General features: G+C 62.1%; 18 protein-coding genes, 2 tRNA genes and 1 pseudogene. 7 read left to right on the forward strand and 14 right to left on the reverse strand.

The genetic code is table 11. The annotated features are described in order from the left end of the window. Positions 1-61 precede the first annotated feature (61 nt). Together boxC and KFO72_RS15570 are read right to left on the reverse strand one after the other, a co-directional pair. Positions 62-1,732 carry a 2,3-epoxybenzoyl-CoA dihydrolase gene (boxC, locus tag KFO72_RS15565; protein WP_224100938.1) on the reverse strand — a complete coding sequence of 557 codons (1,671 nt, stop codon included), beginning with the start codon at positions 1,730-1,732 and terminating at the stop codon, positions 62-64. A 147-nt stretch (positions 1,733-1,879) separates the two neighbouring features. Beyond that, on the reverse strand, positions 1,880-2,842 hold the full coding sequence (locus KFO72_RS15570; protein WP_054934302.1) for a helix-turn-helix transcriptional regulator: 963 nt from the start codon (positions 2,840-2,842) through the stop codon (positions 1,880-1,882). Between the two features lie 314 nt (positions 2,843-3,156). On the opposite strand from KFO72_RS15570, the gene KFO72_RS15575 reads away from it, so the two are divergent. The 6 genes and pseudogenes from KFO72_RS15575 (at position 3,157) to KFO72_RS15600 (ending at position 9,467) form a co-directional block, all read left to right on the forward strand. Continuing rightward, entirely contained in the window at positions 3,157-3,636 is a 480-nt protein-coding gene (locus tag KFO72_RS15575) for a DUF4863 family protein (RefSeq protein ID WP_224100928.1), read from the forward strand. A gap of 70 nt (positions 3,637-3,706) precedes the next feature. After that, positions 3,707-5,305, forward strand: coding sequence for a benzoate-CoA ligase family protein (locus KFO72_RS15580; RefSeq protein WP_225032503.1), 1,599 nt, complete (start codon positions 3,707-3,709; stop codon positions 5,303-5,305). 8 nt (positions 5,306-5,313) lie between these two features. Continuing rightward, the gene (locus KFO72_RS15585; RefSeq protein ID WP_225032504.1) at positions 5,314-6,168 is read left to right on the forward strand and encodes an alpha/beta fold hydrolase; all 855 of its coding nucleotides are present in this window, start codon (positions 5,314-5,316) and stop codon (positions 6,166-6,168) included. Positions 6,169-6,357: 189 nt separating this feature from the next. After that, positions 6,358-6,480, forward strand: a pseudogene (locus tag KFO72_RS15590) (sterol desaturase family protein); the annotation flags it as partial. A 454-nt stretch (positions 6,481-6,934) separates the two neighbouring features. Further along, positions 6,935-7,273 carry a hypothetical protein gene (locus tag KFO72_RS15595; protein ID WP_225032505.1) on the forward strand — a complete coding sequence of 113 codons (339 nt, stop codon included), beginning with the start codon at positions 6,935-6,937 and terminating at the stop codon, positions 7,271-7,273. Positions 7,274-7,349: 76 nt separating this feature from the next. Beyond that, positions 7,350-9,467: a phosphocholine-specific phospholipase C gene (locus tag KFO72_RS15600; protein WP_225032506.1), complete on the forward strand. Its 2,118-nt coding sequence runs from the start codon at positions 7,350-7,352 to the stop codon at positions 9,465-9,467. Between the two features lie 63 nt (positions 9,468-9,530). On the opposite strand, the gene KFO72_RS15605 is transcribed toward KFO72_RS15600, so the two are convergent. After that, positions 9,531-10,235, reverse strand: a complete 705-nt coding sequence (locus tag KFO72_RS15605) for a glutathione binding-like protein (RefSeq protein ID WP_054934297.1) — start codon at positions 10,233-10,235, stop codon at positions 9,531-9,533. A 379-nt stretch (positions 10,236-10,614) separates the two neighbouring features. Further along, complete coding sequence (gene uvrA, locus KFO72_RS15610; protein WP_225032507.1) at positions 10,615-16,524, reverse strand: excinuclease ABC subunit UvrA; 5,910 nt, start codon at positions 16,522-16,524, stop codon at positions 10,615-10,617. A gap of 799 nt (positions 16,525-17,323) precedes the next feature. On the opposite strand from uvrA, the gene KFO72_RS15615 reads away from it, so the two are divergent. Continuing rightward, entirely contained in the window at positions 17,324-17,608 is a 285-nt protein-coding gene (locus tag KFO72_RS15615; protein ID WP_225032508.1) for a DUF3303 domain-containing protein, read from the forward strand. A 154-nt stretch (positions 17,609-17,762) separates the two neighbouring features. Here KFO72_RS15615 and KFO72_RS15620 read toward each other — a convergent pair. The 10 genes from KFO72_RS15620 to KFO72_RS15665 form a co-directional block, all read right to left on the reverse strand. Beyond that, positions 17,763-17,839 (reverse strand) — tRNA-Pro (locus KFO72_RS15620). A 72-nt stretch (positions 17,840-17,911) separates the two neighbouring features. Next, complete coding sequence (locus KFO72_RS15625) at positions 17,912-18,316, reverse strand: MerR family transcriptional regulator (RefSeq protein WP_035990413.1); 405 nt, start codon at positions 18,314-18,316, stop codon at positions 17,912-17,914. Positions 18,317-18,370: 54 nt separating this feature from the next. Beyond that, the gene (locus KFO72_RS15630; RefSeq protein ID WP_007585478.1) at positions 18,371-18,781 is read right to left on the reverse strand and encodes an integration host factor subunit alpha; all 411 of its coding nucleotides are present in this window, start codon (positions 18,779-18,781) and stop codon (positions 18,371-18,373) included. A 54-nt stretch (positions 18,782-18,835) separates the two neighbouring features. After that, on the reverse strand, positions 18,836-21,268 hold the full coding sequence (gene pheT / locus KFO72_RS15635; RefSeq protein WP_225032509.1) for a phenylalanine--tRNA ligase subunit beta: 2,433 nt from the start codon (positions 21,266-21,268) through the stop codon (positions 18,836-18,838). Positions 21,269-21,428: 160 nt separating this feature from the next. Next, the gene (gene pheS / locus KFO72_RS15640; RefSeq protein ID WP_035990407.1) at positions 21,429-22,442 is read right to left on the reverse strand and encodes a phenylalanine--tRNA ligase subunit alpha; all 1,014 of its coding nucleotides are present in this window, start codon (positions 22,440-22,442) and stop codon (positions 21,429-21,431) included. Between the two features lie 159 nt (positions 22,443-22,601). Continuing rightward, positions 22,602-22,961 (reverse strand): 50S ribosomal protein L20, encoded by a 360-nt coding sequence (gene rplT, locus KFO72_RS15645; RefSeq protein ID WP_004192938.1) that lies wholly within the window; start codon positions 22,959-22,961, stop codon positions 22,602-22,604. Between the two features lie 29 nt (positions 22,962-22,990). Beyond that, on the reverse strand, positions 22,991-23,188 hold the full coding sequence (gene rpmI / locus KFO72_RS15650; protein WP_004191477.1) for a 50S ribosomal protein L35: 198 nt from the start codon (positions 23,186-23,188) through the stop codon (positions 22,991-22,993). 252 nt (positions 23,189-23,440) lie between these two features. Continuing rightward, positions 23,441-23,965, reverse strand: coding sequence for a translation initiation factor IF-3 (gene infC, locus KFO72_RS15655; RefSeq protein WP_079482295.1), 525 nt, complete (start codon positions 23,963-23,965; stop codon positions 23,441-23,443). A gap of 48 nt (positions 23,966-24,013) precedes the next feature. After that, the gene (gene thrS, locus KFO72_RS15660) at positions 24,014-25,921 is read right to left on the reverse strand and encodes a threonine--tRNA ligase (protein ID WP_054934296.1); all 1,908 of its coding nucleotides are present in this window, start codon (positions 25,919-25,921) and stop codon (positions 24,014-24,016) included. Between the two features lie 284 nt (positions 25,922-26,205). Then, positions 26,206-26,282, reverse strand: a tRNA-Val gene (locus KFO72_RS15665). Between the last annotated feature and the right edge of the window lie 51 nt (positions 26,283-26,333).

Below are 26,333 nucleotides of genomic sequence, written 5' to 3' on the forward strand. Positions count from 1 at the left end.
GGTTCCTTGAGCGCGGTGCGATGGTGTGATGCAGGCGTGATGTGGGCCTACACGCGTGGGCCTACACGCGCGATACGTCGAATTGCGCCTTGCTGCCCTTGCCGTACACCTTGAGCGCGCCCTTCTCGCCCACCGCGTTCGGCCGGTTGAAAATCCAGTTCTGCCACGCCGTCAGACGGCCGAAAATGCGCGTCTCCATCGTCTCGCGGCCGTTGAAACGCAGATTCGCTTCCATGCCCGTCAGCGCATCCGGCGACATCGCCGCGCGTTCTTCGAGCGCGATGCGGATTTCGTCGGCCCAGTCGATGTCATCCGGCGATGCCGTGACGAGACCCAGACGCTCCGCTTCCACGGCTCTCACAGGCTGGCCGATCTTCGCGCGCGCGGCATCGAGCGGTTCCGTCTCTTCGTAGAAGCGCCGCGCGAGCCGCGACTGCTGCGTGATCATCGGATACAAACCGAAATTGACTTCCGACAGCGTGATAGCCGGCTCTTCGTCTTCGTTCGCGGGCAGCGCGGCCATGTAGGTGCGGTCGGCAGCGAACGCGAACTCGGCGAACGTGCCCGCAAAGCACGAACCCGGCTCGATCAGCGCAAACAGCGAACGCGACGACACATCGATGCGTGCGAGCGTGCGGCGCAACAGGCCAATCGTCTCGCGCACCAGCCATTGGTCCTTGTGCTGCAGCAGCGTGGCGTCGACGTCGAGCACCGCGTGTGGATCGCCTTGGGTCTTCAGAATCCACGTGCCGATATCGAGTTCGTTCGTACGCATCGACAGGATCGCGTCGTCGAGTTCTCGCGCGAATTGCAGCGGCCACCAGTTCGCGCCCATCGCGACGATGGCGTCGATGTTCGCCGGTTGCTCAGTCGCGGGCGCTTTGGCCGTGAAAGTGGCTGTGCGCTTCGCCCGGTCGATGGTCACGTCGAGCGTCGCATACGTGAGGCCGTCGTCTCGATCCGTGCGTTCGATGCGTGTCAGCGCCACGCCTTGCGCATCGGCTGGACGATCGCTTTGCTGCGCGAGTTCCAATGCACGTGCAGCGATCGCCTGCTCGAACTGGTTCGGCTTCACGACTTCATCGACGAGACGCCACTCCTTCGCGCGCGCGCCGCGAATACCTTCGACTACGGTGCAGAAAATGTCGGCGCGATCGTGCCGCACCTTGCGTTTGTCGGTGACGCGCGTGAGGCCGCCCGTCCCCGGCAGCACGCCGAGCAAGGGCACTTCCGGCAGCGCCACCGACGACGAACGGTCGTCGACCAGATAGATTTCATCGCACGCGAGTGCCAGTTCATATCCGCCGCCTGCACATGCACCGTTGACGGCTGCAAGAAACTTCAGGCCCGAGTGACGCGACGAGTCTTCGACACCGTTGCGGGTCTCGTTGGTGAACTTACAGAAGTTGACCTTCCATGCATGCGACGACAGGCCGAGCATGAAGATGTTGGCGCCCGAGCAGAACACGCGGTCCTTCAGGCTGGTGAGGACGACCGTCCGCACTTCCGGATGCTCGAAGCGGATGCGCTGGAGTGCATCGTGCAGCTCGATATCGACGCCCAGGTCGTATGAATTCAGCTTCAGTTTGTAGCCGTCGCGGATGCCGCCGTCTTCGGCGATATCGATACCGAGCGTGGCCACCGGACCATCGAACGAGAGCTTCCAGTGCTTGTAGTGCGAGGGATCGGTGCGGTAGTCGACTCGCACGGCGGCGGTCTCTGACGGGAACATGGCGGCGGACATGGGGCGTCTCCTGAGACGAATGCAAATTGTTTGAACGAACAATAGTGCACCGTCACAGCCAAGTAAAGCACTTTACTTCATGTTTTCGGGTTATCCCCTACCCCGATCTTCGCCGGCCAGATTTCGACACATGCATCAGGTTTCATCGCCCAGTTCAGCGGCAAGACGCGCGGCGAGGCGGTCGCGCAGTTGCAGATAGGCGTCGGCCAGCGTGCGTTCGCTGGTATCGAAGGTCATGTCGGCGCGGCCGTACAGTTCACTCCGGCCAGCGAGGATGCGCTTCAGGTCCTCCATCGCCTCCTTGTTGCCCGACATCGGCCGCAAGTCGCCTTGCGCGACGACGCGGCGCATGTGCTCTTCCGGCGTGGCCTGCAGCCACACTGTGAAGCAGTGCGCGAGCAGCGCATTGAAGGTGGCGGGCTCCGACACCAGCCCGCCCGGCGAGGCGATCACGGCGCGCTCATGCTCGCCGATCACTGCCTCGAGCGCACGCTGCTCGTAGCGGCGGTACGCGCTCGCGCCGTACAGCGAATGGATTTCTGCCGGCGGGCAGCCCGCCATCTGCTGGATCACCTTCGTAATTTCAATGAACGGCACCTTGCGCTCCTGCGCCAGCATGCGGCCGAGCGTCGATTTCCCCGCGCCGCGCAAGCCGATCAGCGCGATACGGTCCTTGCGATGCGGGTCGCGCGGCGCCTGCGCGAACATCTCCGACAATGCGACGCGCGCGCGTTGCAGCGCGGCCTGATCTCGCCCATGCAGCAGTTCGCGGATCAGCAGCCATTCGGCGGAAGACGTGGTTTCATCGCCGATCACTTCGGCGAGCGGACAGTTCAGCGTGGCCGCGATTTGCCGCAGCACCAGCACCGACGCGTTGCCGACACCCGACTCGAGATTCGCGAGATGCCGCTCGGACAAGCCGGTTTCGGCTGCCAGCGTCTTGCGCGTCATGCCGCGGCGCGCGCGCAGCAGGCGCACGCGCTCGCCCATCGCGGTCAGGAACGGATCGCGCTCTTCGCGCTCGGCTTTCGGCGCCTCGTCGTCTGCGCGCTGGTTTGAAGGCGCGTTCGCCGAAGCGGCGGAGTAAGTTTGGTTCATGTCGCAAAGCCTCATCGACTAGGTATATGTACTATAGTGCTTGACATGCTCAAGGTGAACGGTTAATTTTCGCCGCATATCGATGCAATAACAACGCCGGAAGCCCTCTACCGGATGGCATAGGCAAAATCGGAGACGGTCGGCGGCACAGCACATGAACTAAGGTGCGTGTCGACCGGCAGCAAAATCATCTTGCGTGAGACCTGAGCGTGAGACCTGAGCAAGGCGCGGGCAGGCAAGCACGAAAGCGTCGGCTTCGCTCCATACGCTGGTTCGGGCTGGTTCGGGCTGGTTCGGGTCGACAGGAGGCAAGCATGTCCCCTCAGGATTTTCGGCGTCTGATTGCGGGCGTGACCGCACAACTGGACGGCCGCCCGCTCGACGCGTCGCTGGCCGGGTGGCTCAACGCGACCTGGCCCGCGGGCAGCGCCACTTACGGCGAACTCGCCGATGCCTGCCGCGCGGGTGTCGCCGAAGGCTGGTTGTGCAATCGCGAGCATGGCGGCATCCGCTTCGGCCGGGTGATCAAGCCCACACCCGAGACGCACGGTTTTTCAGTCGACGTCGTCGACATGCAGGACATGGCGGGTCCGCATCACGTACACCCACACGGCGAGATCGATCTGATCATGCCGCTCAGCGACGGTGCGACCTTCGACGGTCATCCGGCTGGCTGGTGCGTATATGGGCCCGGCAGCGCACATCGGCCGACGGTCGCGCACGGTCAGGCGCTCGTGCTGTACCTGCTGCCGCAAGGTGCAATCGAATTCACGCAGGGCGCGAGCGCTGCCTGAAGCGACTTCATGCCCTTTCGCGTCCCCATTACCGTTCCCACGCACTCCGCTTCAACTCGCCGGAGGAAACATGCAAGCCTTGCTGGAATCGCACCCGGGCGAGCCCGCGCCAACCGTCGAAGCGCCGCCCGCGCAGTTCAACTTCGCGTCGCACCTGTTCCGCCTCAACGACGTGCGACCCGACAAGCCCGCCTATATCGACGACGCCGGCGTCACCACCTACGCGCAGCTAGAAGACCGCGCGCGCCGCTTCGCTGGTGCACTGCGCTCGCTCGGCGTGCATTCCGAAGAGCGCATTCTGCTCGTGATGCTCGACACGGCTGAATTGCCCGTCGCGTTTCTCGGCGCGCTTTATGCGGGCGTCGTGCCCGTGGTCGCGAACACGCTGCTGACTTCCGCCGATTATCTGTACATGCTCACACATAGCCACGCGCGAGCCGTGATCGCATCGGGCGCGTTGCTACCGAACGTCGAAAAAGCGATGAGCGAGGCGGAACACGACGGCTGTCTGTTGATCGTGTCGCAGCCGGTGCAGGTCGATCCGCCGCCAACATATGTTCTTGGCCAGTTGATCGACGGTGCCGCGCCGTCGATGAAACCCAATGCATGTAGCGGAGACGATATTGCATTCTGGCTGTATTCATCCGGTTCAACCGGCAAACCGAAAGGCACGGTGCACACGCATGCAAACCTGTACTGGACTGCAGAGCTCTATGCGAAGCCGATTCTCGGCATCAGCGAACGCGACGTGGTGTTCTCAGCCGCCAAGCTTTTCTTCGCCTATGGCCTCGGCAATGCACTGACGTTTCCCCTCTCGGTCGGCGCGTCGGCCGTGCTGATGGCGGAGCGTCCGACACCCGATGCCATTTTCAGGCGGCTCGTCGAGCATCGGCCAACGATCTTCTACGGCGTACCGACGCTGTACGCGAGCATGCTCGTATCGCCGAATCTGCCGCCGCGCGAGCAGGTCGCGATGCGCGTCTGCGCATCGGCGGGCGAAGCGTTGCCGCGCGAGATCGGCGAGCGCTTCACTGCGCACTTCGGCTGCGAGATTCTCGACGGCATCGGTTCGACAGAGATGCTGCATATCTTTCTATCGAACCGCCCAGGCGCAGTCGAGTACGGAACAACTGGCCGCCCCGTACCGGGATATGAAGTGGAGTTACGCGACGAGGCGGGCCAGCCTGTGCCCGACGGTGAAGTCGGCGATCTCTTCATCAAGGGGCCGAGCGCCGCGCTGATGTACTGGAGCAACCGCGAGAAGTCCCGCGCGACCTTTCTCGGCGAATGGATCCGCAGCGGCGACAAGTACTGCCGCCTGCCGAACGGCTGCTATCAGTATGCGGGCCGCAGCGATGACATGCTGAAAGTGAGCGGCCAGTATGTGTCGCCCGTCGAAGTGGAAATGGTCCTCGTGCAACATAGTGCCGTGCTCGAGGCCGCCGTCGTCGGAGTCGATCATGGCGGCCTCGTGAAAACGCGTGCATTCGTCGTGCTGAAACGACATGCCGACGCATGCCAGGCACTCGCGGATGAACTCAAGTCGTTCGTCAAGGATAAGCTCGCGCCGCACAAGTATCCGCGCGACATCGTCTTCGTCGACGATCTGCCGAAGACGGCAACAGGTAAGATTCAACGCTTCAAACTGCGGGAACGGCTCAACAGCTGATGAACGGAATGGCCGAAACTCTCACGACCTTACGCGAAGACGCCCCTGGCGCGTCCGTCTCGTTGCGTGCGACCGCGCAACGCGGTGCGCTGGATATCGAATACCGCTGGCTCAACGCACATCTGGCCGATGCGCCGCTCGCTGTGTTCCTGCACGAGGGACTCGGCTCCGTTGCGATGTGGAAGGACTGGCCGCAGAGCGTGTGCGACAGGCTCGGCATGCGCGGCCTCCTGTATTCGCGACCGGGTTATGGGCGCTCGACACCGCGTCCACACCACGTCAAACTACCCGTCGATTTCATGTCGGTGCAGGCGCGCGACATCCTGCCCGCTTTGCTCGATGCACTCGATGTGAGCGCTGAGGAAAGAAAACGCATGTGGGTGATCGGACACAGCGACGGCGGGTCGATCACGCTGCTTTATGCTGCCGCTTTTCCCGATGAACTGGCGGGTGCCGTTGTGGTCGCACCGCATGTTCTGGTCGAGGACGTCTCCGTGGCGAGCATTGCAGAGGCGAAGACGGCGTACGAGCAGTCCGACCTGCGCAGCAAGCTGGCCCGTCACCACGACGACGTCGATTCGGCCTTCTATGGCTGGAACGACGTATGGCTGAGCGAGGCGTTCCGCTCGTGGAGCATCGTCGATGAACTCGAATGCATTCGCTGCCCGCTGCTGGCCGTGCAGGGATACGACGATCATTACGGCACGATGGTGCAGATCGAAACGATCGCGCAGCGCGCTCCACATGCTCAACTGGCCAGGCTCGACAACTGCGGGCACTCGCCACATCGCGATGCGCCGCAAGCACTCAACGACGCGATCGTGGATTTCATCAAGAAGCAGGACGGCGCTGCGCAAGCTTGAATCGGCGAGCCAGTCCGCGAACCGATCGGCACGCGGTCCTGAAGGAACGATGGCCACTTCACCACCCAGCCGTTGACTTTGCACCAAACTTCACATTCGCGCCCTCGCGCGTCCTGGCCGACCGGTATAGGATGCGCGACCGTTCGCGCGTCAAGGATTCCGCATCCAAACGGTCAAAGTGGCTCGCTCCATGTTTTTGGCACAGCCGTCAAGGCAGGCCGCCGCTTCCGGGAGAAATACGGCGTTGTTGGCGATTATGTTCCGGATGGCTTCGCACGACAGCAAGCCTTTCCTTTTCGTCGCATCGGGTAGCCGTCGCATCACTGCGGAGTTCTCCACAGAATCCGTTGACAAGCCTGTGGGTAACCTGGGCAGGATCTGCTCAAGTTATTGACGCAATTCGGATTTCACGCGCTGCATCCACCTCGCGTCAATCGCGCACGCATGTTCCGCGTGCAAAGACCCCGCGAGGTTCTCCACAGAATCCGTGACCAACCTTGTGGACAACCTGCCGATAACGCACCCAAGTCATTGAACCGCCACAGGGAATGCGCACTGCATCGAATGCAGCGCATTCCGCTGCACTTCGATGCATACGTGCGCTGTCACGTACCCTTACACGCATCTTTCTGCATTTCCTTCTGCGCTCCCCGGCATTTTTTTTCTGCGCTCCCCCGGCATTTCTTTCGTCGCCTCACGCTTCACAATAGCTACACACACGATGGCTATCTTTACGCGTCTCTCAGCATGGCGCCGGAGGATGACGATGCCCGCTCTGCACAAAACTGCACATAGCCCGCAACGCAAGCGATTGCATTGGATGCTCGTCGTCATCGCTGCATCGACCGCCGTCACGGCGTGCAGCGACGACGCCTCAATGCCGGCATCGCAAGCACAGAACCCGCCGCAACCTGCACAACGCCCGCAACAACCCGCCCTCGCGACGACGTTCAACGCCACACCCACGTCATCCACGTCGGCCGCCGTCACCACGCTTCAAGCACCGCAATCCCCTGCCGCGCAGGCACAAACCGCATTTCCCGGCGGCGCCAGCGCAGCCGATTCCGTCGTTCTCGCACCACCCGTGATTCACACCGTCGATTGAGTTCTGCCCGCTCGGGCTCCCTGCCCCCGCATGGATGCCCTCCCTTACCGTTTCTTCCCTCAGGATCAAAGGCAACATGACCTCAAAAAACCGCCGTGATTTTCTGCGAGCCGCCGCTCAGGCAGCCGGCTCCGCCACCGCATTGACGATGCTCCCCCTCGGCATTCGCAATGCGCTCGCGATTCCCGCGAACAACAAGACGGGCAGCATCCGCGATATCGAGCACATCGTTGTGCTGATGCAGGAGAACCGCTCGTTCGATCATTACTTCGGCACGCTGCGCGGCGTGCGCGGCTTCGGCGACACGCGCGCGATCAACCTGCCGAACGGCAAACCGGTATGGCATCAGCCGCTGGCGGGCGGCGCCGGCGAAGTGCTGCCGTTCCGTCCGGCGGCGCCGAATCTCGGCCTGCAGTTCCTGCAAGACCTGCCCCATGACTGGCCGACGACGCACGGCGCATGGAACGGCGGCCGCAACGATCAGTGGGTGCCGAACAAGGGCACGACGACGATGGCGTACCTCACGCGCGACGACATCCCGTTCCACTATCAGCTGGCCGACTCGTTCACCATCTGCGACGCTTACCACTGCTCGTTGATGGGCGCGACCGACCCGAACCGTTACTACATGTGGACGGGCTGGGTCGGAAACGACGGCTCGGGCGGCGGCCCTGTCGTGGACAACTCGGAACTGGGCTACGGCTGGTCGACGTATCCCGAAGTTCTGGAAACAGCGGGCATTTCATGGAAGATCTATCAGGACATCGGCACGGGCCTGGATGCAAACGGATCGTGGGGCTGGACGGACAATCCGTACATCGGCAACTACGGCGACAACTCGCTGCTCTACTTCAACCAGTATCGCAACGCGCAGCCAGGCAATCCGCTGTACGAAAAGGCGCGCACGGGCACCAACGTGTCAGCGGGCGGCACGTATTTCGACGTTCTGCGCAAGGACGTGCAGAGCAACCAGTTGCCGCAGGTGTCGTGGATCGTCGCGCCGGAAGCCTACTCCGAGCATCCGAACTGGCCCGCGAACTACGGCGCGTGGTACGTCGATCAGGTGCTGCAGATTCTCACTTCGAACCCCGAGGTGTGGAGCAAGACCGCGCTGCTCATCAACTATGACGAAAACGACGGCTTCTTCGATCACATGTCGCCGCCGTTTGCGCCGATGTCGAGTGCGAATGGCCTTTCAACCGTCGACACCACCCACGAAATCTATCCCGGCGGCAACAACGGCAAATACGCGGCCGGTCCCTATGGCCTCGGACCGCGTGTGCCGATGCTGGTCGTATCGCCGTGGTCGAAAGGCGGTTGGGTGTGTTCGGAGGTGTTCGATCACACGTCCGTAATCCAGTTCATCGAAGCGCGTTTCGGTCATGGGCACAAGCTGTCGGAGTCGAACATCACGCCGTGGCGTCGCACGGTGTGCGGCGATCTGACGTCGGCGTTCAACTTCAAGAATCCGAACGATGCATTCCCGACGCTGCCGTCCACCGCGTCGTACAAGCCGCAGGATCAAAACCGTCACCCCGACTACGTGCCGCTGCCGCCTGCCGTCGGCTCCGTGCCGAAGCAGGAGCCCGGCGTGCGTCCGGCGCGTGCAGTGCCGTATGAGCTGTTCGTCCGCATCAATGACGACAGTAGCGGCAAGCTCTCGATGCGCTTCGTCAACACAGGCGACGCTGGCGCGAACTTCCTCGTGTTCGAAGCGCTGAGCGCCGATGCGCCCCGCACATACACGGTCGAAGCGGGCAAGCGTCTCGTCGATCAGTTGCCCGTGAAGGCGGATGGTTCGTACGATTTCACGGTGCACGGGCCGAATGGCTTCCTGCGGCGCTTTGCCGGCAAGCAGGTCGCACGGCATGTCTGGAATAGCCACGATCGCGCGAACCCGGAAGTCGCGGAGGGCTACGACGTGGCGAACGGCAATCTGCAGTTGCGTCTGAAGAACGACGGCAACACGCGCTGCCAGTTCAAGATCGTCAATGCGTACGACTCGGGCAAGCCGCTCACGCACACGGTACGCGGCGGCGACAGCGACACGGTGAATCTCGATCTGCGTCACGTGTACGGCTGGTACGACCTGACGATCACCGTCGATAGCGACGCGTCGTTCACGAGGCGTTTTGCAGGTCACGTCGAGACGGGCAAGCCGAGCATGAGCGACCCGGCGCTGGGCGGACAGTAAGCGGCTTACCAGGTGAACGCCCGTGCCGTCGTGCAGACGGCACGGGTTTTTTATTGGCGGCCGTTACGCGCGCTTCGGAATCTCCAACCCTCGTGCAACAGCGGGACGCGCCAGAAATGCGTCGAGCGCGCGCTTCACATGCGGGAAGTCGTCAAAGCCGACAAGGTCGGAAGCTTCGTAGAAGCCGACCAGATTGCGCACCCACGGGAAGGTCGCGATATCGGCAATCGTGTAGTCGTCGCCCATGATCCACTTGCGCGTCGCGAGGCGCTCGTTCAACACGCTGAGCAACCGCTTCGACTCGTTGACGTAGCGCTCACGCGGACGCTTGTCCTCGTAGTCCTTGCCCGCGAATTTGTGGAAGAAGCCAACCTGACCGAACATCGGTCCGATCCCTCCCATCTGGAACATCACCCATTGAATCGTCTCGTAGCGAACCGACGCGCGCTGCGACATCAGTTGCCCCGTCTTGTCCGCGAGATAGATCAGGATCGCGCCCGACTCGAAGAGCGGCAGCGGCTCGCCATCGGGCCCGTTCGGATCGATGATCGCGGGAATCTTGTTGTTCGGATTGAGCGACATGAATTCCGGCGACAGCTGATCGTTCGTATCGAAGCGCACCAGATGCGGTTCATACGCGAGACCGGTTTCTTCCAGCATGATCGACACCTTGACGCCGTTGGGCGTCGGCAGCGAGTACAGCTGGATGCGCTCGGGATGCGCAGCGGGCCACTTCTTCGCGATCGGGAAAACGGATGGGTCAGGCATGAAAGGTCCTTGTGAGCTTGAGTCGGAAAACAGGGACAAATATAGACCGGTTGAGTGCGCTTTGCTTGCTGTTGAACGGACAGTGCTCGCGGACGGAGCTCGCGGACGCACCGTAGCCAGGTCTGTGCAGGCTCGACCGCGCATTCGCTCCATCCCCAATCGCATCGGCCCGTTTGTCGATTACCCGATGGCCTGATCCCGGTGCGGCAGTCGTTGCGGCAACCTGTCAGAGACCTGTCTCCGCCGCACCCGGTTTCGAGCGATCGCCTCGCGCGCAGGACCAGGCGCAAGCGGTACGTCAGCGTGTCAGGACTACGGGAGAGCGCTCGACGGTCTCCCCTGACCCGCGGTCAACGATGCCGTACCGCTGCCGTGCCGCTCACCCTACACTCACGCGCGCCCCCGCTGCGGTCTCGCCAGATTCGCCTGCCGACCTTGCGAGCACCGGCTCCAGCGCCCGCCCGGTATGGCTCGCCGCGACGCGCACCAGGCCTTCGGGATCTGTCGAAGCCACGATCGAACCGCCACCCACGCCCCCCTCGGGTCCGAGATCGATGATCCAGTCCGCTTCGGCGATCACATCGAGGTCGTGTTCGATCACCACCACGCTGTGCCCCGCGTCAGCGAGCCGGTGCAGCACGCGAATCAGCTTCGCAACGTCGGCCATATGCAGGCCGACAGTCGGCTCGTCGAGCACGTACAGCGTGTGCGGCGCCTTTTGTCCGCGGCGTGTGATGTCATCGCGCACTTTGCTCAGCTCGGTGACCAACTTGATGCGCTGCGCCTCACCGCCCGACAGCGTAGGCGACGGCTGGCCGAGCGTCAGGTAGCCAAGGCCGACGTCCTTCATCAGCTGCAGCGGATGGGCGATGTTCGACATCGACGCGAAGAAGTCGACGGCTTCGTCGATTTCCATCGTCAGCACGTCGCCGATATTCTTGCCGCGCCATGTCACCGCAAGCGTTTCCGGATTGAAGCGTTGACCATGGCACACGTCGCACGGCACCTTGACGTCGGGCAGGAAGCTCATGCCGATCGTGCGTACGCCTTGTCCTTCGCACGTCGGGCAACGGCCGTCGCCTGTGTTGAACGAGAAACGCGATGCTGTGTAGCCGCGCGCCCTCGCTTCGAGCGTGTCGGCGAACAGACGTCTGATGGTGTCCCATACGCCGATGTACGTGGCCGGACACGAGCGCGGCGTCTTGCCAATCGGCGTCTGATCGACTTCGAGCACGCGGTCGATCGACTCGAAGCCGCTAACCGATTCGCAGCCCTGCCACGCGTGCGAAACGTTCAGCGACGGCCGGGGCGCGCTGCGTGCGAGCACGCTCGAACGACGGTTCGCGGCGGGCGCCGCTTCCGTTTGCGCGGCCTTGCGCGCGCGGCGCACGGCGGGCGACGACAGCACCGACCGGCCGACGGCATCGAGCAGATTCGTCATCAGCACGTCGCGCGCGAGCGTCGACTTGCCCGACCCGCTCACACCCGTCACGGCGACCAGACGCCCGAGCGGAATGCCGACGGTCACGTCGCGCAGATTATGCAGCGTTGCGCCATGCACGGTGAGCCACTTTTCCGGCACGGCGGGCGCGCGCTTCGTTGCGAGCGAAACGGGACGCCGCGCTTGCAACGGATGCAGGATCGGCTGCGCAAGAAACTGACCTGTCAGCGAACTCGACTGTGCAGAGAGATCGTCGACGCGTCCCTGCGCGACCAGCGTGCCGCCGCGCTTGCCCGCGCCCGGACCAATATCGATGATGTGATCGGCGCGGCGTATGGTGTCTTCGTCATGCTCGACGACGACCAGCGTATTGCCCTTGTCGCCGAGCTTGCGCAGCGCGTTCAGCAGAATCTGGTTGTCGCGCGGATGCAAACCGATGGTCGGCTCGTCGAGCACATAGCAGACGCCCTGCAGATTGCTGCCAAGCTGCGCCGCGAGACGGATGCGTTGCGCTTCGCCGCCCGACAGGCTCGGCGCTGCCCGGTCGAGGCTCAGATAACCGAGGCCCACTTCCTCGAGGAACTGCAGGCGGCTGCCGATTTCACTGATCACGTCGCGTGCGATTTCCGCATCGCGCCCGGTCAGTTCGAGTTCATCGATCCAGCGTCGTGTATCCGATACGGTCCACTGCGCGACATCGACGATAGACGTTTCGCTGAACGACACAGCGCGAGCGGACGGATTCAGACGCGTGCCGTGACAATCCGGACACGGCTCGTCGACGACGCCTTCCGGTTCCTGCTCGTCCGACGGCAAGGTCTGTTCGCGGCCACGGTTGTCGTCGACGAGAACGGTATCGTCATAGGCGGCGCGCTGTTCGCGGGTCAGCGAGAGACCCGTGCCGACGCAGGTCGTGCACCACCCGTGCTTGCTGTTGTACGAGAACATGCGCGGATCCAGTTCGGGATAACTGGTGCCGCACACAGGACACGCGCGCTTGACCGACAGCACCTTCACTTCGCCGACATGCGCGGTCGGCCCGTTGCGGGTCATCGCGTGTTCGAGGCCGTCGAGCGGCGCAAGCAGATGGATCACGCCCTTGCCCGCTTCGAGCGTTGCATCGAGCAGGCGGCGCAGTTCGGTTTCCTTGTCCGCCGACACGACGATGTCGCCCACAGGCAGTTCGATCGTATGCTCGCGGAAACGATCGAGCTTCGGCCACGGATCGACGGGCACGAATTCGCCATCGACACGCAAGTGCGAGTTGCCCCGCGCCTTCGCCCACTTTGCGAGGTCGGTATAAACGCCTTTGCGGTTCACGACGAGTGGCGCAAGCAGTCCGACATGATCGCCTTTGTGATCGCGCAACAATTGCGCAACGATCGACTCGACGCTTTGCGACGTGACGGGCGCGCCGTCGTGAATGCAATGCTGGATGCCGAGCTTCACATACAGCAGACGCAGAAAGTGCCATACCTCCGATGTCGTCGCGACCGTGCTCTTGCGTCCACCACGCGACAAGCGCTGCTCGATCGCGACAGTGGGCGGGATGCCATACACAGCATCGACTTCAGGACGGCCGGCGGGCTGCACGATAGAGCGCGCATACGCGTTCAGCGATTCCAGATACCGGCGTTGCCCTTCATGGAACAGAATGTCGAAGGCGAGCGTCGACTTGCCCGAACCGGAGACACCCGTGATCACGTTGAACTTCCCGTGCGGAATATCGACGTCGAGTGATTTCAGGTTGTGCTCGCGCGCGTTGACGATGCGCACGACATCCTCGCCTTCCACCGCGCGCCGCGCGCGCGCCGCGTTCAGCGCCGTCTGGAGCGGCATGCCATGCGCAGCGGCTTCCGCCTTCTCGGCCGCCTCGGTCGGCTCGATTGCGAGCCCCATTGCGCGGTCGTATTGGACGAGCGCTTCACCTGTGTGCGAATCCGTGCATTGCTTGACTTCTTCTGGCGTGCCCGCGCATACGACGAGGCCGCCGGCGTCGCCGCCCTCGGGGCCGAGATCGATCAGCCAGTCAGCCGCACGGATCACGTCCAGATTGTGCTCGATCACGATCAACGAATGACCGCCCGCCAGCAACTTGCCGAACGCCTGCATCAGCTTGGCGATGTCGTCGAAGTGAAGACCGGTGGTCGGCTCGTCGAACATGAAGAGGCGCGCCGCCGGCGCCTGCTTCGCGCTGCGCGCCGTCTTCGCCTGGGCGGTTTCTGCGAGGAAGCCCGCGAGCTTCAGACGCTGTGCCTCGCCACCCGACAGCGTCGGCACGGGCTGGCCCAGCTTCACGTATTCGAGACCGACATCGACGATGGGCTGCAGCACACGCAGCACTTCGCCATCCGCGGCGAACAGGGTGACCGCCTCGTGCACGGTCAGTTCCAGCACGTCAGCAATGCTCAGTGCGCGACCTGCCCGCTCGATCTTCACCTCGAGCACTTCGGGCCGGTAACGACTGCCGTCACAGTCCGGACAACGCAAATAGACGTCGCTCAGGAACTGCATTTCGATATGTTCGAAGCCGGAGCCGCCGCAGGTGGGGCACCGACCGTCGCCCGAGTTGAAGCTGAATACGCCCGCGCCATAGCCGCGTTGCAGCGCGAGCGGCGCCTTCGCGAACAGCTTGCGGATTTCGTCGAATGCGCCGACGTAGCTAGCGGGATTCGAGCGCGTGGTTTTGCCGATCGGCGACTGGTCGACGAATATCGCGTCACTGATCTGCTCGACGCCCGTCAGACTGCGGTGCGCGCCCGGCGATTCCGTCGCCTTGCCGAGCTGCCGCGCCAGCGCCGGGTACAGCACATCCTGGATTAGCGTGGACTTGCCGGAGCCCGAAACGCCCGTTACGCACACGAGACGTTGCAACGGAATGTCGACCGTCACATCGCGCAGATTGTGCTGGCGTGCGCCTTCGAGCACGATACGCGGCGTGCTTGCGTCGACCGGCCGGCGCTCCCAGTGCGCCGCATCCGCGACATGCTTGCGTCCGCCCAGATACTCGCCCGTCAGCGTGCCCGCCGAACGGATCTTGTCCGGCGCGCCGTCGTAGATGATCGTGCCGCCGCGCTCGCCTGGCCCGGGGCCCATGTCGATCAGACGATCGGCGGCGAGCATCACGGACGGATCGTGTTCGACGACGACGAGCGTGTTTCCCGCATCGCGCAAGCGCTGCATCGCTTCGACGATCCTGTTCAGGTCGCGCGGATGCAGGCCGATGCTTGGCTCGTCGAGCACGAACAGTGTCTTGGTCAGCGATGTGCCGAGCGCGGTGGTCAGGTTGATCCGCTGCACTTCGCCGCCGGACAGCGTGCGGCTCTGGCGGTCGAGCGTGAGGTAGCCGAGGCCGACGTCACACAGATACTTGAGGCGCGTGCGCACTTCGGCGAGCAACAGCTTCAACGCGTCGTCCAGCAGCGCGCTCGGCAACGTGATCTCGTCGAAGAAGCGCCGGATGCGCTCGATGGGCAGCAGCATCAGATCGTGCACCGTCAGCCCCGCCAGTGCTTCCAGCTGCGCACGGTTCCAGTCGACGCCGCGCGGCATGAAACGCTGCGCCGGCTCCAGCACCTCGTCGGCATTCTGTTTCGAACCGAGCCGCCACAGCAGCGATTCTGTCTTCAGGCGCGCGCCGCCGCAGGTCTCGCACGGCGTGTAGCTACGATACTTCGACAGCAGCACGCGAATATGCATCTTGTACGCCTTCGACTCCAGATAGCCGAAGAAGCGCTTCACCCCATACCACTGTTTCTGCCACTCGCCGTCCCAGTCCGGCGAGCCGTTGATGACCCAGTCACGCTCGGCTTCCGTGAGCTCGGACCAGCGTGTGTCGCGGCGAATATTGGCCTTCGCCGCGTAGCGCATCAGGTCGTCCTGGCACTCTTTCCACGCGGGCGTCTGCATCGGCTTGATTGCGCCACCACGCAGCGTCTTGCGCTCGTCCGGAATCACGAGGCCGAGATCGACGCCGATCACCCGTCCGAAGCCTCGACATGTATCGCACGCGCCATAGGCCGAATTAAACGAGAACAACGCGGGCTGCGGATCGGCATAGCGAAGATCGCTGTCCGGGTTGTGCAGCCCAGTGGAGAAGCGCCAGATCTGCGGCTCGGCTTCTTCGCCCTCTTGCGCCTGCGGCAGCACATAGACATTCACGCGCCCGCCGCCGCGCTTGAGCGACGCCTCGATCGCCTCGACGACCCGCGCTTTCTCGACCTGATGCAGGCGAAAACGGTCGGCCACGACATCGAGCACCTTGCGCATGCCCGTGGGCGACGCGACTTCGCGCTGCGCCTGAACACGCGTATAGCCGCTCGCGGAAAGCCATTGCTCGACTTCCGCCTCGCTCGTCGATTCCGGCAGCTCGACCGGAAATGTCACGACGATGCGTGCATCGTCAGCGGCCGTGCGGGCGTCCAGGTCGGCATAGATCGTCTCCGGCGAGTCGTGCCGGACCGGCTGTGCGGTCTTGCGGTCGAACAGTTCCGCCGCGCGCGCGTAAAGCAGCTTCAGATGATCGTTCAGCTCCGTCATCGTGCCGACGGTCGAGCGGGAACTGCGCACCGGATTGGTCTGGTCGATGGCGATGGCGGGCGGCACACCGTCGACGCGGTCGACTTGCGGCCGGTCCATCCGGTCGAGAAACTGCCGGGCGTATGCGCTGAACGTTTCGACGTAGCGCCGCTGCCCCTCGGCATACAGCGTGTCGAACACGAGACTCGACTTGCCCGAGCCCGATGGCCCCGTCACGACGGTCATTTCGCCCGTGTGAAGGTCGAGGTCGACGTTCTTCAGGTTGTGCTGGCGTGCGCCGCGAATTCGGATCGTTCCGTTAGATGACAATTTGCCTGTCCGTCTGAATGAGTTGGCCGGGGCATGATGGCAGGCCGGTCGGGCCCGCGTGCTCGTGCGGCGAGTTTCTTGCCGCGCGTGGAGCCGAAATAGCGGGAGGCCGCCGCGCCGGATAGGTGGATACTATACTGTATGTTTATACAGTTTTGCACGCCGATTGCACGACGATAACGCTGCGAACGGCGTAAGCCAATTGGCCAGTGTGTGACGCGGCGAACTTCGTGCAGTTCAGCGCGGAATCGAGTCAATCCTGCCGCAGACTCCCGTCGCTCGCGTCACGTGTCGACACGCAACGCAAAAGAAAAACCCGGTGGAACACCGGGTTCGAATGGCCGTCCCCCACAGCCTTCGGGCGAAGGCCGCGCGGCCGCTTACCACACGCCATCTGTCACCTTGCGGCGGTCGAATGCGCATCGACGACGGTCTTCGTCTGGTTCGCCCCCCGGCGGACCACGAAGCGTCGGACGACTCCTCGCAGCACCTCATGCATCGTCCGAACGCTCGAACAATGTATGAGCGCAGGCTTAACGGAAACTTAAAGCGATTGCGCTCGCTGGCCGGGATGCGGCAAGGGGCACACAACCCGCCAGAATGCTCCGTACTCGCCGCTGGAAGTTCGATGCGGGGTGCCTATCATTCTTTGAAACGCCGAGGTGGCGGCATAGGATTGTGGATTCTGTAGGATGAATCTGCATGCGGTGCAGGCTCCCGAGCGCCGCAATCCGCAGCGCCCGTCACGGTGACGGCTCGCCACTGGCCGGCATCGCCGCGACTGAAGTGGAGGTGCGCAATGAAGTTCATTGTTCAGTGGAACGGGCTGCCGACAGCACAGCCATCGGCCGTCGAGCGCTTCATGAAAACGGGCGGCGCCCTGCCACCCGATGGCATCAAGATGCTTGGACGCTGGCATGCGATCGGCGAATTGAGCGGATGCGCGATCATCGAGTCCGACAGCACGGGGCCAATGGCCGCGTGGATGCTGCAATGGGGCGATATTTTCACGTTCAGAATCTCGCCGGCCGTCACCGACGACGAACTTGGCGCAGCGTTGGGTGCGTTTCTGGCGCAGAAGTGAGTTGGTGCTGCGATCGGCGACTGCGTTGTGCCCGCTGGAAATCGATTAATCAGGATGACGATGCAGTTCGATGTGCATCCGGGGCGCACACACAACCGTCGCGCAAAAGAAAAAAGGACTTACGGCATGACACCGTAAGTCCTTTTTGTCTTTCTGGTCGGGGCGAGAGGATTTGAACCTCCGACCACCTGCACCCCATGCAGGTACGCTACCAGGCTGCGCTACGCCCCGAAAGCATGAAAGTATAACAGACCCTTCGCGCGAATAGAACTGCAACAACCAAACTTGATACAACTAAATCGTTCAATGCCCAAGCAGGTCAATCACTTGCAGCAACTCCTTGCGCAACTGATCGACATCGACCGTCGCCGTAGTCGCGGCCGGTTGCACAACCGTACCTTCGACCACTTCCCCCTCACCTTCCGCCGCTTGACCGGCGCCATGTGAATCGAGCCGGTTGCGCGCACCGTTGATCGTGAAGCCCTGCTCGTAGAGCAATTCGCGGATCCGCCGGATCAGCAGCACCTCGTGATGCTGGTAGTACCGGCGATTGCCCCTGCGCTTCACCGGACGCAACTGCGTGAACTCCTGCTCCCAATACCGCAACACATGCGGCTTCACACCGCATAGTTCGCTGACTTCACCGATCGTGAAGTAGCGCTTCGCGGGAATCGGAGGCAAGACGACTTTTTCGATCGTCGCTGTCATCGTCAGTTAGCGGTCGGATGACCGTCGTAGTGGTTGCGCGGGCGCGCGAATCGGTCAGCGCGCGAAGCTTTCTTCAGCGCCGTTCTCGACCAGCGCCTTCAGCTTTTGACTTGCGTGGAACGTCACGACGCGGCGCGCGGCGATAGGAATCGCCTCGCCCGTTTTCGGATTTCTGCCCGGACGCTGTGGCTTGTCGCGCAACTGGAAGTTGCCGAAGCCGGACAGCTTGACGCTGTCGCCACTCTCCAATGCGTCGCGAATCACCTCGAAGAACGCTTCGACCATGTCCTTCGCTTCCCGCTTGTTGAGCCCGACATTGTCGAACAGCAGCTCGGCAAGCTCAGCCTTGGTGAGCGTCGGCGCTTCGCCCGACGCGCTGGCGGTTGAGGTAGGGATATCGCGGATCATGGCGCTACGCTGCGCCGTAAGAAGGGCTTCGAAATCACTCGAGTTCATTTCATTCATATCTGTCAAATGGCGCGTCAACCAGAACGGAACTTGCGGAACAGCCGTTATCAGTTATCCGCGCAACCGGGCGCCATATACTCGAGCAAGACGATCCACCAGAGTCTGAATGGCCAGATCGACCGTTTCATCCTGAAGGGTGCCACCAGTATCTTGCAAGGTTACACGGAACGCAAGGCTTTTCTCGTGCGCTGCCAGCCCGCCGGAAGTATTTGATTTTGCACGAAATTCGTCGAAAAGCGCAACCCTTTGAATGGTCTTGCAAGCCTCGTCCGAAAGCGCCTTTTGCATCTCGTCGAAGAGCGCCTGAACTTCGATTTTCTGATCGACGACGATCGCGATATCGCGCCGCACGGGCGGGAATTTCGACACTTCCGTCGGCGTCGGCAGCGCGCGCTGCATCAGCGCCTCTGCTTCGACTTCGAACAGGATCGGCGCATGCGGCAGGTCGTACTTCTGCATCCAGCGCGGATGCAGTTCGCCGATCCAGCCGACCGCACGGCCATCGAGCTCGATACGCGCGCTGCGCCCCGGATGCAGCGCCGGATGTTTAGCCTTCACGAAGCGCGCGACGGCAGGCGCCAGCAATGCTTCGAGATCGCCCTTCACGTCGAAGAAGTCTACGGCACGCGTTTGCGCGCCCCACTGCTCTTCGATGACGGGACCATACGCGAGCGCGCCGAACATTTTCGGCTGCGCAAAGCCTTCGACCGTCAGTTCACCCGCCTTCACCGATGCGTCCTGCAGGAACACGCGGCCCGCTTCGAAGACGCGAATGCGTTCCGCGCGACGGTTCAGGTTGTGGCGTAGGACGTTGATCAGGCTACCGAACAGCGTCGTGCGCATGACGGACAACTGGCTCGCGATCGGATTGAGCAGCTTTACCGGCTTGTCGTTGCCCGCGAAATCCAGCTCCCATTCGGCATCGACGAAACTGAAGTTCACCGTCTCCGCGTAGTCGCGCGCGGCGAGTGCGTGACGCAACGCGTGAATGGAGCGCTGCGTTTCGTTCGTGCGGCGCATCTCGCTGCGCGCCACGGGCGGACGCGCCGGAATCTTCTCGAAGCCGTAGATGCGCGCGACTTCTTCGATCAGGTCCTCTTCGATTTCGATATCGAAGCGATACGGCGGCGGCGTCACGAGGAAGTCGTCGCCTTCGCGTTCGAACGGCAGGCCGAGGCGCGTGAAAATCTGCGCGATTTCCTCGCCGCTGATCGCCACACCGATGATGCGGTTGGCGCGCGCGACGCGCATCTTGACGGGCGCACGCTTCGGCACGTTGACGATCTGGTCGTCGACGGGACCTGCCTCACCACCACAGATGTCGAGAATCAGCTGCGTGATGCGTTCGATATGCTCGACCGTCGTCGAGTAATCGACGCCCCGTTCGAAGCGATGGCCCGCGTCCGTCGAGAAGTTATAACGGCGCGAACGGCCACGAATGCTATCGGGCCACCAGAACGCGGCTTCGAGATAGATGTGGGTCGTATCGAGCGTGACGGCCGTGCTGTCGCCGCCCATGATGCCCGCGAGGCTTTCGATGTGGTGATCGTCGGCAATCACGCCAACCGTTTCATCCACTTCGACGGTGTTGCCGTTCAGCAGCTTCAGCGACTCGCCCGGCTTGCCCCAGCGCACGTCCATGCTGCCGTGAATCTTGTCCAGATCGAACACGTGCGACGGACGGCCGAGCTCGAGCATCACATAGTTCGAAATATCGACCAGTGCCGAGATGCTTCGTTGACCGGAACGTTCGAGGCGCTCGACCATCCACGCCGGCGACTTTGCGCGCGCGTTGACGCCACGGATCACGCGGCCCGAGAAGCGGCCGCACAGGTCGGGCGCCGAAATCTTCACGGGCAGCTTTTCGTCGAGCTTGACCTCGACGGGCTTGATCTCGAGCGGACGCAGCGGCGCGCCCGTGATCGCGGCCGTCTCGCGCGCGACGCCAAACACCGACAGGCAATCCGCCTTGTTCGGCGTCAGCTTGATTTCGAACACGGTGTCGTCGAGATTCAGCGTTTCTCGGATATCCTGGCCAATCGGCGTATCTTCCGGCAGGATCAGCAGACCGCTATGATCTTCGGACAGCTTCAGTTCACGCGCCGAGCACAGCATGCCTTCGCTCTGCACGCCGCGCAGCTTCGACAGCTTGATCTCGAACGGCGCGCCGCCCTCTTCGGCGGGCGGCAGTTGCGCGCCCACCAAGGCGACGGGCACCTTGATGCCGGGCGCCACGTTCGGCGCGCCGCACACGATGTTCAATGTCGCGCCTGTACCGGCGTCGACCTGACACACGTTGAGCTTGTCCGCGTCCGGGTGCTTGACCACTTCGAGCACGCGGCCCACCACGATCTTCGACGTGGGCGGCGCTGCGGGACGCAGGTCTTCCACTTCGAGACCGGCCATCGTCAGGGCGTGCGAGAGCTCTTCCGTGGTCAGTTGCGGATCGACAAAGGTTCTGAGCCAGGATTCCGGGAATTGCATGGTTCTGTACGTTCTAAACAGGTTGTGTCCGCATCCGGCTAATGCGTTGGCATTAGGCCGGAGGCGCTGTTTGCGGCGGGGCACTCAGGTTGCCGAATGCCGTGCCGCTCTCGTCGCGTGCTTAAAGCCTGTTGGCTCGCGCCCTACGCGTTCGCTCGCCTCAGGCGAACTGGCGCAGGAAGCGCAGGTCGTTTTCAAAGAACAGACGCAGGTCCTGAACGCCGTAACGCAGCATCGTCAGACGCTCGAGGCCGCTGCCGAATGCAAAGCCGATATAGCGCTCGGGGTCGAGGCCCATGTTGCGGATCACCGTTGGGTGAACCTGGCCCGAGCCCGAAATTTCGAGCCACTTACCGGCGTTCTTGCCATGCTCGAACATCATGTCGATCTCGGCTGACGGCTCGGTGAACGGGAAGTACGACGGACGGAAGCGCACGAGAATATCGTCGCGCTCGAAGAACTTCTTGAGGAAGTCCGTGTAGACGCCCTTCAGGTCGGCAAAGCTGATGTTCTCGTCGATCCACAGGCCTTCGACCTGGTTGAACATTGGCGAATGCGTCGCGTCGCTGTCCACGCGGTACGTGCGGCCGGGCACGATCACCTTGATAGGCGGCGTGTTGGTGCGCGCGTAGCGGACCTGCATTGGGCTGGTGTGAGTGCGAAGCAGCAGCGGACGGCCTTCTGCGTCCTTGCCGTCGACGTAGAACGTGTCCTGCATGGAACGCGCCGGATGGTTTTCCGGGCTGTTCAGCGATGTGAAGTTGTACCAGTCGGTTTCGATCTCCGGGCCGTCGGCCACGTCAAAACCGATTGTGCGGAAGATCTGCTCGACGCGCTCCCACGTGTGCATCACGGGGTGCAGACTGCCCGTACCGGCGCCGCGTCCGGGCAAGGTGACGTCGATCGCTTCGGCGGCGAGACGCTGGTTCAGCAGCGCGTCGGCAAGCGCCTGGCGGCGCGCCGTCAGCGCGGCTTCGACCTGCTGCTTGACGATGTTGATCCGCGCGCCTTCCGTCTTGCGCGTCTCGGGATCGAGCTTGCCGAGCCCCTTCAACAGTTCCGTCAAGGCACCCGACTTGCCGAGAAAACGAGCCTTCTCGTTTTCGAGCGTGGTGACGTCGGAGGCTTGTTCAAAGGCGCTTTTTGCGTCGGCGACAATCTGGTCCAGATCCATTGATCCCATCTTTTCAACGTCAGTATTCAATCGAAGTAAAACTGGCTCGACCAACAAAAAAGGGGCTCGGTGAGGAGCCCCGTTTTTGTTGCAGCGTCACCGAGACTACCGGACTGTTCGCTGCAACGAACCACGCAGTACTAGATGCTAACAGCGCACTCAGGCTGCAACGGCGGCTTTCACCTGCTTGACGATCGCAGCAAAAGCAGCCTTGTCGAACACAGCCATGTCGGCCAGCACCTTGCGGTCGAGTTCGATCGACGCCTTCTTCAGGCCGTTGATGAACACGCTGTACGTCATGTCGTGCTGACGCACCGCCGCGTTGATACGCGTGATCCACAGTGCGCGGAACACACGCTTCTTGTTGCGGCGATCGCGGTAGGCGTATTGGCCTGCGCGCATGACCGCCTGCTTGGCGATGCGATAGACGTTATTGCGGCGGCCGCGGTAACCCTTGGCCAGGTTGATGATCTTCTTGTGGCGGGCCCGTGCGGTAACCCCACGTTTGACTCGAGGCATGTTTCGCTCCTATGAGTGTCGGTTAAGGGTTAGGCGAACGGCAGCATCGCGCGTACGGAGTTCAGATCGGAATCATGAACTGCCGTGGCGCCGCGCAGGTGACGCTTGTTCTTGGTGGTCTTCTTGGTAAGAATGTGGCGCTTGAAGGCTTGACCGCGCTTGACGGTACCGCCCGGACGAACCACGAAGCGCTTTGCAGCGCTCTTCTTGGTCTTCATCTTCGGCATGACAACAACTCCATTATTTGATGGACATGGGTGTGCGGTTGGCTCAGAAAGCCCTCATCCGCCCTTTGAAACCCACTCCACTTGGTATGCAGACGGCTTGAACTGCTTGCCGCTGCTTTTCAGGAAGAGCGCGCGCTGTACAACTGCGAGCGCATTCCGAAACCTGCTTGCACACGCCGCCTTTCGACGGCGCGCGACTCAAACTTTCCGACAAACGCGCTGCGCACATTGAGATGCGCAGCGAACGTCTGCTTACTTCTTTTTCTTCGGCGCCAGCACCATGATCATCTGGCGGCCTTCCATCTTCGGCATCTGCTCGACCTGACCGACTTCATCCAGATCGGTGCGCAGACGCTCGAGCATGCGCATGCCGATTTCCTGGTGAGCCATTTCGCGGCCACGGAAACGCAACGTGATCTTCGTCTTGTCGCCATCTTCAAGGAAGCGGACGAGATTGCGCAGCTTGACGTTGTAGTCACCGTCATCCGTGCCCGGCCGGAACTTGACTTCCTTGACCTGGATGACCTTCTGCTTGAGCTTGGCCTCGTGCTGCTTCTTCGCTTCCTGGTACTTGAACTTGCCGTAGTCCATCAGGCGGCAGACGGGCGGAACCGCTTGCGGCGCGATTTCAACCAGATCCACGTCCTGCTGTTCCGACAGGCGGAAAGCATCAGCGAGTTTTACGATGCCGAGCGGTTCGTTGTCGATTCCGACCAGACGCACCTCGGGTGCAGTAATTTCACCGTTGATGCGATGCGACGACTTATCAGTAGCGATGTTACGTTTCCTCTAAAAATTAAAAAAACGAGCCGCGCTGCCTGGTGGTTACTGGAACGTCTGCACGTCCTGGCGCAGACGCTCGCTGAAGGCATCGAGGGACATCACGCCCAGATCGACACCGCCACGGGCACGCACGGCTACCGTTTGTGCATCACGCTCCTTATCGCCGACGACCAGCAGATACGGCACCTTTTCAAGCGTGTGCTCGCGTATTTTATAGCTAATCTTCTCGTTGCGCAAATCGGCCTCTACTCTAACCCCTTGTTTTTGCAACGATTGGGCCAGAGACTGTGCGTATTCCGCCTGACTTTCTGCGATATTCATCACAACGACCTGCATCGGCGCCAGCCAGGCAGGCATTGCACCGGCATGGTGCTCGATCAAAATACCGAGGAACCGCTCCATTGATCCGACGATTGCCCGGTGCAGCATGATCGGGCGGCGGCGGCTATTGTCCTCCGCCACGTACTCCGCGCCAAGGCGCTCCGGCAGCACCATATCGAGCTGCAGCGTGCCGCACTGCCACGACCGGCCGAGCGCATCCTTGATGTGATATTCGACCTTCGGACCATAGAACGCGCCCTCGCCCGGCAATTCTTCCCAGCTCACGCCGCATGCCGTCAGCGCGTCACGCAGACCCTGCTCGGCGCGATCCCAGGTTTCATCCGTACCCGCGCGCGCGTCGGGGCGCAGCGAAAGCTTGATCTCGACGTTATCGAAGCCGAAATCCTTATAAACGCTCATCGCCAGCGTATTGAACGCGATCGATTCGCTGATGAACTGGTCTTCGGTACAGAAAATATGCGCATCGTCCTGGACGAAGCCGCGCACACGCATCAGGCCGTGCAGCGCACCCGACGATTCGTTCCGATGGCAAGAGCCGAACTCCGCATAACGCAGCGGCAGGTCGCGGTACGAGCGCAGGCCGTGATTGAACACCTGCACGTGACCCGGGCAGTTCATCGGCTTGATCGCGTAGTCGCGCTTTTCCGACTCCGTCGTGAACATGTTTTCACGATAGTTCTGCCAGTGACCGGACGCCTCCCACAGCGAGCGGTCCATGATCATCGGCGTCTTGATTTCGAGGTAGCCCGCATCGTTCACGCGACGGCGCATGTACTGCTCGACCTGCTGCCACAACGTCCAGCCGCGCGGATGCCAGAACACCATGCCCGGCGACTCGTCCTGCATGTGAAACAGGTCGAGCTGCTTGCCGAGCTTGCGGTGATCGCGCTTTTCCGCCTCTTCGAGCATGTGCAGGTACGCATCCTGGTCTTCCTTCTTCGTCCAGGCCGTGCCGTAGATACGCTGCAACTGCTCATTCTTCGAATCGCCGCGCCAGTATGCGCCCGCGAGCTTCATCAGCTTGAAGACTTTCAATTTGCCCGTCGACGGGACGTGCGGACCACGGCACAGATCCGTGAAACCGCCGTGCGAGTACAGCTTGATCTCGTCGCTGGCGGGGATCGATTCGATGATCTCGGCCTTGTACTTTTCGCCGATGCTCTTGAAATACTCGACCGCTTCATCGCGCGACACCACGCGGCGCGACACCGGCTCATCCTTCTTCGCGAGCTCCTGCATGCGCTTTTCGATCTTCTCGAGATCTTCGGGCGTGAAGGGACGGCTATACGAGAAGTCGTAGTAGAAGCCGTTGTCGATCACCGGCCCGATCGTCACCTGCGCCTCGGGAAACAGGTCCTTCACCGCGTACGCGAGCAAATGGGCCGTCGAGTGGCGAATTATGTCGAGGCCATCGGCGTCCTTGTCCGTGACGATCGCGAGCGAGACATCGCGATCGATCAGCGCGGACGTATCGACCAGCTCACCGTCGATCTTGCCGCCAAGCGCCGCCTTCGCGAGACCGGGGCCGATCGAGGCCGCCACTTCAGCGACGGTGACGGGATGCTCGTACTGTCGAACAGAACCATCGGGCAGTCGTATCGAAACCATTGCGTTCTCCGTAATGCCGGCCGGCGGCACAGGCAACAAGACTTAAAGACAAAAAAGCACGACAAAAAAAATGCGGCCCCGCTTTCGAGGGGCCGCATTCACATTTCCGCAAAACTGCTGCAAACAACAAGGGCGAAAGTGGTCCTCGACTAGCGTCGCTCCGAAACAGTTCCGGTCAACGTTCGCGGTGTCATAACCATGTTCGCTTGGTTCGCCATTTACGCCGAAGCGCTTATTGCTACTTGCGTTTGCGAAACATCGGCAAGCCGAAGTTTCAGATTCGTTGGTAGGCTCGATTGGACTCGAACCAACGACCCCCACCATGTCAAGGTGGTGCTCTAACCAGCTGAGCTACGAGCCTAGAGAAACGAGATTATATGGAGCGCAGAGAAAGTTGGCAAGCGTTTTTATG

Origin of the sequence: Paraburkholderia sp. XV, from assembly GCF_020177535.1 — a bacterium.
Taxonomy (GTDB): Bacteria; Pseudomonadota; Gammaproteobacteria; order Burkholderiales; family Burkholderiaceae; genus Paraburkholderia; species Paraburkholderia caribensis.